The 12,488-nt window shown below is 63.2% G+C and carries 11 protein-coding genes; 10 read left to right on the top strand and 1 reads right to left on the bottom strand.

The genetic code is table 11. The features are described 5' to 3' along the window. Window positions 1-86 precede the first annotated feature (86 nt). From MESCI_RS09515 to MESCI_RS09470, 10 genes are all read left to right on the top strand, one after another. Window positions 87-1,232, top strand: coding sequence for an aminodeoxychorismate synthase component I (locus tag MESCI_RS09515; RefSeq protein WP_013529734.1), 1,146 nt, complete (start codon window positions 87-89; stop codon window positions 1,230-1,232). After that, on the top strand, window positions 1,181-1,843 hold the full coding sequence (locus MESCI_RS09510; RefSeq protein WP_013529733.1) for an aminotransferase class IV family protein: 663 nt from the start codon (window positions 1,181-1,183) through the stop codon (window positions 1,841-1,843). The genes MESCI_RS09515 and MESCI_RS09510 overlap by 52 nt, the downstream gene beginning before the upstream one ends. A gap of 3 nt (window positions 1,844-1,846) precedes the next feature. Beyond that, window positions 1,847-2,800 (top strand): heme-dependent oxidative N-demethylase family protein, encoded by a 954-nt coding sequence (locus MESCI_RS09505; RefSeq protein WP_013529732.1) that lies wholly within the window; start codon window positions 1,847-1,849, stop codon window positions 2,798-2,800. A gap of 130 nt (window positions 2,801-2,930) precedes the next feature. Then, window positions 2,931-4,376, top strand: a complete 1,446-nt coding sequence (locus MESCI_RS09500; protein WP_013529731.1) for a homospermidine synthase — start codon at window positions 2,931-2,933, stop codon at window positions 4,374-4,376. A gap of 184 nt (window positions 4,377-4,560) precedes the next feature. Continuing rightward, the gene (gene omp10 / locus MESCI_RS09495) at window positions 4,561-4,938 is read left to right on the top strand and encodes an outer membrane lipoprotein Omp10 (protein WP_013529730.1); all 378 of its coding nucleotides are present in this window, start codon (window positions 4,561-4,563) and stop codon (window positions 4,936-4,938) included. Between the two features lie 187 nt (window positions 4,939-5,125). Further along, window positions 5,126-7,156 (top strand): bifunctional metallophosphatase/5'-nucleotidase, encoded by a 2,031-nt coding sequence (locus tag MESCI_RS09490; protein WP_013529729.1) that lies wholly within the window; start codon window positions 5,126-5,128, stop codon window positions 7,154-7,156. A 234-nt stretch (window positions 7,157-7,390) separates the two neighbouring features. Next, on the top strand, window positions 7,391-8,455 hold the full coding sequence (hemH, locus tag MESCI_RS09485) for a ferrochelatase (protein WP_013529728.1): 1,065 nt from the start codon (window positions 7,391-7,393) through the stop codon (window positions 8,453-8,455). A gap of 155 nt (window positions 8,456-8,610) precedes the next feature. Continuing rightward, window positions 8,611-9,822 (top strand): NAD(P)/FAD-dependent oxidoreductase, encoded by a 1,212-nt coding sequence (locus MESCI_RS09480; protein ID WP_013529727.1) that lies wholly within the window; start codon window positions 8,611-8,613, stop codon window positions 9,820-9,822. A 119-nt stretch (window positions 9,823-9,941) separates the two neighbouring features. Then, window positions 9,942-10,892: an SPFH domain-containing protein gene (locus MESCI_RS09475; protein WP_013529726.1), complete on the top strand. Its 951-nt coding sequence runs from the start codon at window positions 9,942-9,944 to the stop codon at window positions 10,890-10,892. 11 nt (window positions 10,893-10,903) lie between these two features. Then, window positions 10,904-11,368: an NfeD family protein gene (locus MESCI_RS09470; protein ID WP_013529725.1), complete on the top strand. Its 465-nt coding sequence runs from the start codon at window positions 10,904-10,906 to the stop codon at window positions 11,366-11,368. Between the two features lie 4 nt (window positions 11,369-11,372). Here the strand turns inward: MESCI_RS09470 and MESCI_RS09465 are convergent, their stop codons facing one another. Continuing rightward, on the bottom strand, window positions 11,373-12,374 hold the full coding sequence (locus tag MESCI_RS09465; RefSeq protein ID WP_013529724.1) for a KpsF/GutQ family sugar-phosphate isomerase: 1,002 nt from the start codon (window positions 12,372-12,374) through the stop codon (window positions 11,373-11,375). Window positions 12,375-12,488: the final 114 nt, after the last annotated feature.

The following is a 12,488-nucleotide window of genomic DNA, read 5'->3' as shown; positions in this document are numbered from 1 at the left end:
GGCAGCGTGCCGTTCCCTCGATTGCGCGCGGGCGGCACCCCATATAGAGCGGTTGATGGCTTCATTGACCGCAGCATTCGGTGCCCATGTCCCTGCCCGCCGCAATTTTTCGCAATGACAAAAGCGCGCGCCAGCTCGTTTTCGACCGGCCGGCCGATATCATCGTGGCGCACGACGCAGGCGATTTCCGGCCGGCTCTGGAAGCAGCACAAGCCGCGCATGATGCAGGCAAATGGCTTGCCGGCTATTTCTCGTATGAGGCGGGCTACTTGCTCGAACCCAAGCTCGTTCCCCTGCTGCCGAATGGACGCCGCGCCCCACTCGTGTGCCTTGGGGTTTTCGATGCCCCGGTCGAAGAGGCGGTGCCGCCGCGCAATACGGCGGCGACCAATGGCCCGATCTTCGACGCCCGTGCGACGTGGTCGCCCGAGGATTATGAAAAACGCTTCTCGCGGCTGCACCAGCACATCCGGCAAGGTGATTGCTACCAGGGCAATCTGACCTTTCCCGTGCACGCGCAATGGTCAGGCGAGCCGCTGGCCGCCTTCGATGCGTTGACTGAACGTCAGCCGGTGAAATATGGCGCGCTGATCGCGCTCGGTGAACCCATCGTGCTGTCGCGCTCGCCTGAACTGTTCTTCGAGATCGACGCCGAGGGCATGATCGAGACGCATCCGATGAAGGGAACGGCGCCGCGCGGCGCCACCAAAGCCGAGGACGAACGGCAGAAGATCTTCCTGCGCAATGACGAGAAAAACCAGGCCGAAAACCGGATGATCGTCGATCTCCTGCGCAACGATATCTCGCTGATCAGCGAGGTGGGCACGCTGGACGTGCCGGCGCTGTTCCGCATCGAGACTTACCCGACCGTGCATCAGATGGTGAGCGACGTCAGGGCCAAACTGCTGCCGGGTCTCTCTATCCGCCAGATCTTTGCGGCGCTGTTTCCTTGCGGTTCGATCACCGGCGCGCCTAAGATCCGTGCCATGGAGATCCTGCGCGACCTGGAAGGCACGCCCCGCAATGCCTATTGCGGCGCCATAGGCTGGATCGCGCCCGGCGGCCCGATGCGCTTTTCCGTGGCGATCCGCACCATCTCGCTCTTTTCGGGCGGCGAGGCCGTCTACAATGTCGGAGGCGGCGTCGTCTTCGATTCGACGGCGCAGGAGGAGTATCAGGAGTGTCTGCTGAAAGCGCGCTTCGCGACGGGAACACCGCCGACTTTCAGTTGATCGAGACCATGCGCTGGGAACCCGGCTCGGGCTTCCTGCGCTTCGATCGTCATCTTGCGCGCCTCTATGGCTCGGCGGCGGAACTCGGCTTCCGCTGTGATCCAGGCACGGTCGGCGAGGCGCTGAGCAGCGCGGTCGGCGGTTCCGGCGTTGCCACGCGCACGCGTCTCGTCCTGTCGCACGATGGCGAGGTGACGGCCTCTGCGCAGCCTTATGAACCGCTCGCCGCCGACAAAGTCTGGATGCTGCGGCTGGCGCGGACGAGGCTCGATTCGAACGACACGCTGCTGCGCCACAAGACCAGCCGGCGACAGCTTTACACGCGTGCCCGTGCCGAACACCTCATCACGCAGGCCGACGAGGTGCTTATGGCCAACGAGCGTGGCGAGATCTGTGAAGGCACGATCACCAATGTCTTTGCCGATCTCGGCGACGGCGTGCTGGCGACGCCCCGGCTCGATTGCGGCCTTCTGCCTGGCGTATTGCGCGCGCAGCTTCTGGATGAAGGCCGCGCCCGCGAAGCGATCTACAGCTTGGACGATCTGAAATCCGCCAAGTCCCTGTTCGTCGGCAATTCGCTGCGCGGACTGATCCCCGCAAGACTGACCTGAGACATGACGTCCGTGCCCACTCACACACCCCCAAAACATACGCTGCCCACCCACACGCCCTATGACGGCTCGTCGAAACTGTTCAGCATCGGGCTGAAGCCGCTCGACCCGGCGGCCTGGATCGAGGTCGACGGCCATCTGCTGCCGTATCTCGCCGAAAAGCACCGGCTCTATGCCGAAATCCCAGAGCGCGTTTTCGTCGAGGAGGACGGCACGCGGGACGCCCAGCAGGAAGTGCTCGACTTGCTCGCTGCGCATCTCCCGGAGAGGTTCCCCGAAACCCATCGGCTCGGCGGATCAGGCGTCGAGGTGGCGGGCGCGGCGAACCGTCTGCCTGCTTCCCTCGCCGATGCGCCGCTGGCCAAAGCCTCACTGCTCGTCCAGGAAGACCTGATCCTGATGCGCAGCAGTGACAGCGGCTGGCGGCTGGTCGCCGGCTCGCTCTGCTTTCCCTCCTCCTGGTCGCTCCTGGAAAAGTTCGGCAAGCCGCTGCAGGACATCCACGCGCCGGTGCCGGGTTTCGGCCCGGGCACGCGTCCGGCGGAACTCATCAACCGGATGTTCGATGGCCTCCAGGGGCAGGCCGTCGAGCGCTACAACTGGTCGATCCAGGCCGACAACGCGCTCTACCATCCGCTCTCCGACCTGCAGCGCATCGACCGCGCCACCAACCGGCCGTCGCGCTTTCCCGATGGCGACATCGACGCCCATGCCTTCATTCGCGTCGAGCGGCAAACCCTGCGCAAACTGCCTGTTTCACGCGATATCCTGTTCACCATCCGCATCCATCTCGACCCGCTCGCCGTGCTGGCCAGGCACTCTGATCGGGCGAAGCTCGCGGTGTCTTTCGCCGCCCAGCTCGAAGCACTCGATCTCGCCCAGCTCGACTACAAGGGCCTGACATCGGACCGCGACCGGCTGATGACGGTCCTTAACCACATGGCCAATGACGACTGATCGCTGGTTGGCGCTTTTCGCTGGTTTGTGACAATGATCTGTGATGTAGCGCATGGCCGCCGGGCAAAGATGCCCGGTTTTGTGTGTGCGTTTTCCCAGTTTCCTGGGCTTTGAAGGAGTGCTCGATAAAATGGCGAATGAAAACTGGCCCGTTTACGGTGAGATCAGCGGCCCTGTCGTGATGATCGGCTTCGGCTCGATCGGCCGGGGAACGCTGCCGCTGATCGAACGCCATTTCAAGTTCGACAAGTCGCGCATGACGGTTATCGATCCGCGCGACACCGACCGCAAGCTGCTCGACGAGCGCGGCATCACCTTCGTCCAGGAAGCGGTGACCGAGAAGAACTACAAGAAGCTCCTGACCCCGCTTCTGACCAATGGCGGCGGCCAGGGCTTTTGCATCAACCTGTCGGTCGATACCGGCTCGGTGGACCTGATGCGGCTCTGCCGCAAGCTCGGCGTGCTCTACATCGACACCGTCGTCGAGCCGTGGCTCGGCTTCTATTTCGACGCCAAGGCCGATAACGCCAGCCGCACCAATTACGCGCTGCGCGAGTCGCTGCTCAAGGAAAAGCACGACAAGCCCGGCGGCGCCACGGCGGTCTCCACCTGCGGCGCCAATCCAGGCATGGTCTCGTGGTTCGTCAAGCAGGCGTTGGTCAATCTCGCCACCGATCTTGGCCTGGAGTTCTCGGAGCCCGCGCAGGACGACCGCGAGGGCTGGGCCAAGCTGATGAAGAAGGCAGGCGTCAAGGGCATCCACATCGCCGAACGCGACACCCAGCGCACCAAGAAGCCGAAACCGATGGATGTGTTCTGGAACACATGGTCGGTCGAAGGCTTCATCTCCGAGGGCCTGCAGCCCGCGGAGCTTGGCTGGGGCACACACGAGACATGGATGCCGAAGAACGCCAAGAAGCACAAGCACGGCTCGAAGGCAGCCATCTACCTGGAGCAGCCGGGCGCCAACACGCGCGTGCGCTCGTGGTGCCCGACGCCCGGCGCGCAATACGGCCTGCTGGTGACGCATAACGAGGCGATCTCTATCGCCGATTTCTTCACCGTGCGTTCGAAGAAGGGCAAGGTGCATTACCGCCCGACCTGCCACTATGCCTATCATCCCTGCAACGACGCGATGCTGTCGCTTGACGAGATGTTCGGCGCCGCCGGCAAGCCTCAGCCGGTGCATCATGTGCTCGACGAGAACGAGTTGATCGACGGCGTCGACGAACTCGGCGTGCTGCTCTACGGCCACGACAAGAATGCCTACTGGTACGGCTCGCAGCTGTCGCTCGCCGAGGCGCGCAAGCTGGCCCCCTACCAGAATGCCACCGGCATGCAGGTCACCTCGGCGGTGCTCTCGGGCATGGTCTGGGCGCTGGAGAATCCCGAGGCCGGCATCGTCGAAGCCGACGAGATGGACTACAGGCGGTGCCTGGAAGTGCAGTCCCAGTATCTCGGACCGGTCAAGGGCTACTACACCGACTGGACGCCGCTCGATAACCGTCCCGGGCTGTTCCCGGAAGACCTCGACCGGAACGACCCGTGGCAGTTCCGCAACATCCTTGTGCGATAGCAGCACCGCCCACCTGCCTCACTGCCTTGCAATCGCCCGGAAATCGGGCGATTGAAGGGATGCGGACCATAGCGATACGTATTCATCTGGACGCACGTCGCTCTGGAAACTTGGATGCACGCCTCGTGCTTGTCGAAAATCGATTTCCGATTTTTGGGCCGATGCGAGAGGAGAGGATTTTCACATGATCATTGCGCGCAAAATTCTTTCGATGAGCGTGGCGGGTGCCATTGCGGCGATGCTCGCCGCCTGCGCGACCAGCGGCCCCGATCAACCGCCGATGGCAGCGGCGCCGAAAGGCGTCGAGGGCTCGTGGATCGACGCCAAGGGCACCGGCCTGTCGACCTTCACCGGCGGCACCTTCACGACGGTAGCCACCGACACCGGCCAGAAGCTTGCCGACGGCAGCTACACGATGACCGGCGCCACATCGGTACAGATCAACGGCACCTCGCTGATCCGCCAGACCGCGGTCAGCTTCAACTGCCTGATGGTGTCGACAAGCCAGCTCAACTGCACGAGCTCCAGCGGTCAGAATTTCGTGCTGACAAGGCGCGTCTGAACCCACGACCATTCGTTTTCCAAGGACGGCGGCCGGTTGGCCGCCGTCCTTTTTTGTGCCGGCAAAGGGTCCCGGATTCCGCTTGCGTCATCCGGAACGCGATGGGAACATGGCCAAAGCGCCGGCTGTTATGTTCCAGTCAAGCAAGAGCGCTAATGGCCTCTGATCAGCTCTCCGGGAGACGAAGATGAAGAAGCTTGCCGCCATTGCAGCCCTGTCAGCCTCAACCCTCGGCCTGTCGGCCGGCGCGTCCTTTGCCGACTACACGCTGAACATCCTGCATATCAACGACTGGCACAGCCGCATCGAAGGCAACAACAAATATGAATCGACCTGCTCGGCGGACGAGGAGACCAAGGGCGAGTGCATCGGCGGCGCGGGCCGGCTGATCACCGCGATCGCCCAGGAACGCAAGAAGCTGGAAGGCCAGAACGTGCTGCTGCTCAGCGCCGGCGACAATTTCCAGGGCTCGCTGTTCTACACGACCTATAAGGGCAAGGTCGAAGGCGAATTCCTCAACGACATGAAGTTCGATGCCATGGCCCTCGGCAACCATGAATTCGACGACGGCGAGGCCGCCTTGGCGCCGTTCCTCGACATGATCAAGTTCCCCGTGCTCGGCGCCAATGTGAAGGCCAACGCGCAATCCAAGCTCGGCGACCGCGTCAAGCCATCTGTTGTCGTCGAGGTCGGCGGCCAGAAGATCGGCATCATCGGCGCGATCACCAACGACACGCCGGATCTCGCTTCGCCGGGTCCCAACGTCGCCATCGAGGACGACGTCAAGTCGATCACTGCCGAAGTCGAGAAGCTCAAGGGCGAAGGCGTCAACAAGATCATCGCCGTGACCCATATCGGCTACAGGCGCGAACGTGACGTCATCGCCAAGATCCCGGGCATCGATGTCGTCGTCGGCGGCCACAGCCATTCCCTGCTGTCGAACACCGACCCGAAGGCGGAAGGCCCCTACCCGACGATGGTCGACAATCCGGACGGCTACAAGGTGCCGGTGGTGCAGGCGGCCTCCTATTCGAAATATCTCGGCGAGTTCAAGGTGGTGTTCGACGACAATGGCGTCGTCAAATCGGCCAGCGGCGACCCGATCTATCTCGACAAGTCGATCACCCCCGACCCGGCCGTGCTCGCCCGCATCAAGGAGCTTGGGGCGCCGATCGAGGCGTTGAAGAACAAGGAAGTGGCCGAAACCACCGACGTCATCGACGGCAGTCGCGAGAGCTGCCGCACCCGCGAATGCGCGATGGGCAATCTCGTCTCCGACGCCATCCTCGACCGCGTCAAGGGACAGGGCGTCGAGATCGTCATCTCCAATGGCGGCGGCCTGCGCGCCTCGATCGACAAGGGCACCGTCACCATGGGCGAGGTGCTGACCGTGCTGCCCTTCCAGAACACGCTGGCGACCTTCCAGATTTCGGGCAAGGATCTGGTGGCCGGCCTCGAGGGCGGTCTCAGTCAGGTCGAGGACGGCGCCGGGCGCTTCCCCCAGGTCGCCGGCCTGAAATATTCCTTCGACAAATCCGTTGCGCCCAATGCCGGCCGGGTCAAATCGGTGGAGGTCATGGAAGGCGGCGCCTGGACGCCGATCAAGCCGGACAAGGACTATCTGGTCGCCACCAACAACTATGTTCGCCAGGGCGGCGACGGCTATAAGATCTTCGCCGACAAGGCCAGGAATGCCTACGACTACGGCCCCGGCCTCGAACAGGTGGTCGCCGACTATCTCGGCGCCCACCGGCCCTACACGCCGAAGCTCGACGGCCGCATCACCGAAATAGCCGCGACCGTCGCCGCGGCGCCTGCGGCCCCGGCAAGCGATCCGGCCAAGCCAGCCGAAGCGGCCCCGGCCACCCCGGCGCCCGCACCGGCTGAAGCCGCCAAGCCTGCCGAAGCGGCACCGGCAATGCCTGAATTACCGGCCAACTCGGGCGATATCGCCAACACACCACCGGCCATATCGACGGAAGGAGCACCTCCCCCGCCAGCGCCACCAGCCGCGCCGGCACCGGCCGAGCCGGCAAAGCCTGCTGAGGCCGCGCCAGCGGAAGCCAGCCATGTCATCGTTGCCGGCGACACCTATTGGGATCTGGCCAAGAAAGCCTATGGCGACGGCGCCAGGTGGAAGGTCATTTCGGGCGCCAACAAGGGCTACGAACCCCGCCGGCTTCCTGTCGGCGCAACGCTGACCATCCCGCCGAAATAGCTCGCTTATATGCCTGAATGACACCGCCCGTCCGAAAACCGGACGGGCGTCCTGTTTTCGGGCTAATGCATGTCGCCCAAAAGTGACCTCGGTTTTGGGAAAACGACATGCATAAAACAAAGAGTTAAAGCGGGTCGTCTGAATCCATTCGGACAATCCGCTTTAAGGTGCGGCCAGACGCTGCATTGAATGCGCGCGCAAGATGGTTAGGTTCGCGTCTCCCGGAGAACCCTTATGACGCTTCCCACCCCTGCCGATCCCAAGGTCGCAAAAGCGCTCGGCCCGTTGCCCGCTGGGCATCCGCCGGTCAAGGCGGGCAAGATCGGCGTCATGCTGGTCAATCTGGGCACGCCCGATGGCACCGATTTCAAGCCGATGTGGCGGTATCTGCGTGAATTCCTGTCCGATCCGCGCGTCATCGAGCTCAACAGGGCGATCTGGTATCCGATCCTCTATGGACTTGTGCTCACCACGCGCCCCAAGAAGTCGGGCGCCAATTACGCCCGGATCTGGAACCGGGAAAAGAACGAGTCGCCGCTGCGCACCTACACCCGTGCCCAGGCCGAAAAGCTGGCCGAAGCGCTGCGCGACCTGCCTGATGTCGTCGTCGACTGGGCGATGCGCTACGGCAACCCTTCGACCGCCAGCATTGCCCAGCGTCTGGCCGACCAGGGCTGCGACCGCATTCTTTCGTTTCCGCTCTATCCGCAATATTCGGCGACGACCACGGCAACAGCCAACGACCAGCTGTTTCGCGCGCTGATGAAGATGCGCCGCGCGCCGGCCGTCCGCAGCGTGCCGCCCTACTATGACGAGCCGGTCTATATCGAGGCGCTGGCGCGTTCGATCGAACGGCATCTGGCGACGCTGGATTTCGAGCCGGAGGTGGTCATCACCTCCTATCACGGCATTCCAAAACCCTATTTCGAGAAGGGCGATCCCTATCATTGCCACTGCCAGAAGACGACGCGGCTGTTGCGCGAACGGCTCGGCTGGGATGACAGGAAACTGATCATCACCTTCCAGTCGCGCTTCGGCGCGCAGGAATGGCTGCAACCCTATACCGACAAGACGGTGGAGAAACTCGCACAGGACGGCGTCAAGTCGATCGCCGTCGTCAATCCCGGCTTTTCCGTCGACTGCATCGAGACGCTGGATGAGATCGGCCGCGAGGCGGCCGAAACCTTCCACCATGCCGGCGGCAAGAATTTCGCCCATATCCCTTGCCTCAACGACAGCGCGGAGGGGATGGCGGTGATCGAGGCGATGGTGCGGCGCGAACTGTCTGGCTGGGTCTAGGAGAAATTCCAGGAAAAGTGTGAAACGGTTTTCCCGGGAAAAGCGAATAGCGCTTTCCCTTGGGAATTTCGTCAACCGGAGTTAGAGCGGCTCGCCGCTCTAACTCCGGAACAACACAAGCTCCGGGGCGTTAAGGCGCGCCGCCGGAGAATGCGATGCCCCGCAAACTCGACCTCAGAACTGGCCAGCCCGTCTGGTCAGCCTATCGCGCGCCTGCGGTGCCGACGGACGGCCTGACCCGGGACGTCAAGGCAGATGTGCTGGTCGTCGGCATGGGCATCAGCGGCGCCATGATGGCCGAGGCGCTGACGGCCGATGGCCATCGGGTGATCTGTATCGACCGCCGCGGCCCGCTGAAGGGCTCGACGGCCGCGACCACCGCGCTGGTGGCATTCGAAATAGACCAGCCTCTCTCCACGCTTTCGAAGATGATCGGCAGAGCCTCGGCGCAGCAGGCCTGGCGGCGCTCGCGGCTCGCCGTCTCCAATCTCGCCGGACGCATCGCCGAACTCGGCATCAACTGCGGCCTGAGCCGGGCGCCGTCGCTCTACCTGTCTGGCACGATACTTGGTCCGTCGGAACTGCGCGACGAGGCCAAGGCACGGCGGCTAGCCGGCATCGCCGCGACCTATCTGACGCCGGCGCCGCTGGCGGAGACATTCGGCATCGACCGCGAAGGCGCCATTCTCAGCCACGGCAACATCGCGCTCGACCCGCGTAAGCTGACGGCTGGGCTGCTGCTGAAATCCCTTCAGCGCAAGGCTCGCTTCTACGCCCCCGTCGAAGCGACAGTGATTGAGGATAGCGCCGAAGCTGTTGTCGTCGCGACCAGGGATGGCCCGACCATAACCGCGCGACATGTTGTTCTGGCCACCGGCTACGAACTTGTGGAGATCGTGCCGGCCGCGGCCCACCGGATCATCTCGACATGGGCGATCGCAACACGCCCGCAACCGCGAAAGCTCTGGCCGGACGCAGCGTTCATCTGGGAAGCGTCGGAGCCATATCTGTATATGCGCACGACGATCGACGGCCGGGTCATTTGCGGCGGCGAGGACGAGGATTTTGTCGACGAAGCGCGGCGCGACGAGCTGATCGCCGACAAGAGCACACGCATCGCCGAGAAGCTCGGCCTGGTATTTCCGCATCTCGACGCCAGGCCCGATTTTGCCTGGACCGGTTCGTTCGGCACCACAACCACCGGCCTGCCCTATATCGGCGCCATTCCCCGCCACCCGCGCATCCATGCAGTGATGGGCTACGGCGGCAACGGCATCACCTTCTCGCAGATCGCTTCCGAGATTGTCCCGGCTTCGATCAACGGGCTGGAGGACACGGATGCAAGATTGTTTGCCTTCAACCGCTGATCGCACCCGCAAACAATCCGTCATCACCTGATTGTAACGCATCTGAAACACACTTAAGTCTTTGGTGAAGTCGGCCGCGCGAGAATGGCTTGTGCGGCCTTCGTCTGAGGGAGAGCCAAATGGATTTCAGTGGTTTCGATATTGCGGTTGGTGCACTTGCCCTTCTGGTATTGGTGCTGCTGATCAAAGGCATCAGGACAATCCCGCAAGGCTACAACTATACGGTGGAGCGCTTTGGCCGTTACACCAAGACACTGAGCCCGGGTCTCAATTTCATTTACCCGTTCATCGACCGCATCGGCGCCAAGATGAACATGATGGAGCAGGTGCTCGACGTTCCAAGCCAGGAAATCATCACTCGCGACAACGCCATTGTCGGTGTCGACGGCATCGCCTTTTTCCAGATCCTCAACGCCGCGCAGGCCGCTTACCAGGTTTCCGGCCTGCAGAACGCCATCCTCAATTTGACGATGACCAACATCCGTACCGTCATGGGTTCGATGGATCTCGATGAACTCCTGTCGAACCGCGACGCCATCAACGAGCGCCTGCTGCGCGTCGTCGATGAAGCGGCCCACCCGTGGGGCATCAAGATCACCCGCGTCGAAATCAAGGACATCAACCCGCCGGCCAACCTTATCGAATCGATGGGCCGGCAGATGACCGCGGAACGCAACAAGCGCGCCCAGATCCTTGCCGCCGAAGGCCTCAAGCAGTCGCAGATCCTCGAGGCCGAAGGCCGCAAGGAAGCCGCCTTCCGCGATGCCGAGGCGCGCGAACGTTCGGCCGAGGCGGAGGCCCGCGCCACCCAGGTTGTGTCGGAAGCGATCTCCAAAGGCGATGTGCAGGCGCTGAACTACTTCGTCGCCCAGAAATACACCGAAGCGTTGGGCAAGATCGGCACTGCGACCAACAGCAAGATCGTGCTGATGCCCTTCGAGGCATCGTCGCTGATCGGTTCGCTCGGCGGCATTGGCGAGATCGCCAAGGAAGTCTTCCGCAGCGAGGGCACGACCGGCTCGCAGAGGCAGGCCGCGCGCCCGCCGGTCGTTCGCCCAACCGACAACTGAGGTCGAAACCAATGATCGACCGCATCGTTTCCGAACTCGGCCCCTGGAACTGGATGGTTCTCGGTTTCGTCCTGCTGGTGATGGAAATCATCGCGCCGGGTATCTTCATGCTGTGGATCGGCATCGCCGCGCTGATCATCGGCGCTGTGTCGCTGCTGATCTGGGACACCGGCTTCTGGACATGGCAGGTCCAGGTCCTCGCCTTCCTGGCGCTGTCGCTGGTCTCGGCCTATGTCGGCAAGAAGCTGGTCGGCAGCCGCAACGACCCGACCGATCAGCCGCTGCTCAACCGGCGCGGCGCGCAGATGGTCGGCAGGATGGCGACACTTGCCGAACCGATCCGGGACGGGCGCGGCCGCATCAAGCTGGGCGACACACTGTGGCGTGTCTCCGGCCCTGACCTGCCGGCCGGCACGCAAGTGCGCGTGACGGGTGCGGCCGATACGGATCTGGAACTGACCGTCGAGGCGGTCTGAACGTTCAGGCGGCGCCGATACGCAGCAGATCATGCAGGTGGATGAGGCCGACTGGTTTCCGGCCCTCCACCACCATCAGGCTGGTGATGGCTGAATTGTTGATCGTCTGCAGCGCCGTTGCCACCAGCGTGTCCGGCGTCGCGGTCTTCGGACCTCTTGTCATCACCTGATCCACCGTCATCGCCAGCAGATTGCTGCCGATGTGACGGCGGATGTCGCCATCGGTGATGATGCCGACCAGCGCACCGTCGACATCGGTGATCGCGACGCAGCCAAATCCTTTGCGCGACAGTTCCAGGATCGCGTCCTGCATGCCGGTGCCCGCAACCACCAGCGGCAGCCTGTCGCCGACATGCATGATCTCGCGGATCTGCGTCAGGTTGGCGCCGAGCTGGCCGCCCGGGTGAAAGGTGCGGAAATGGTCCGGCGTGAAGCCGCGTGCTTCGAGCAGCGCGATCGCCAGCGCGTCGCCCATCACCAGTTGCAGCAGCGTCGATGTCGTTGGCGCCAGGCCGTGCGGACAGGCCTCCGGAGCGCGCGGCAAAAGCAGCACCACGTCCGCCGCCCGCGCCAGCGCCGATGTCTCTCCGGCGGTGACGGCGATCAGCGGAATGGAAAAGCGCCTGGAATAGGCGACGATGCCCATCAGTTCCTTGCTTTCGCCCGACCACGACATGGCGATGATGGCGTCGTCCCTGGCGATCATGCCGAGATCGCCGTGGTTGGCTTCGGCGGGATGGACAAAGAAAGCCGGCGTGCCGGTCGAGGCCAGCGTCGCGGCGATCTTCGAACCGATATGGCCGCTTTTGCCGACGCCGGTGACGATGAGCCGGCCTTCAATCCCCGAGATCATCTCGACCGCCTGGGCGAAAGGCGCGGCCAGCCCATTCTCCAGCGCCTCGGCGAGGGCTTCGACACCAGCCTGTTCTGTCGCCACCGTCCTCAGCGCCGAAGCGATCGAGGCTTGCCTGTCCAAAGGCTTCTTATCCAGGGATCCCGCATGCATGGCTGATGCGATTAGCGCTTTGCCGGCGCGCTGTCCAACGGAAATGGCCCCAGGCATATCGCCCGAACGTGTGCGGTGGTTTCAGACGACGGCAGGCGAGAAAACGCACGCAGT

Source organism: Mesorhizobium ciceri biovar biserrulae WSM1271, from assembly GCF_000185905.1.
In the GTDB taxonomy this organism is placed as follows: domain Bacteria; phylum Pseudomonadota; class Alphaproteobacteria; order Rhizobiales; family Rhizobiaceae; genus Mesorhizobium; species Mesorhizobium ciceri.
This window is presented reverse-complemented; position numbering and strand designations above follow the sequence as displayed.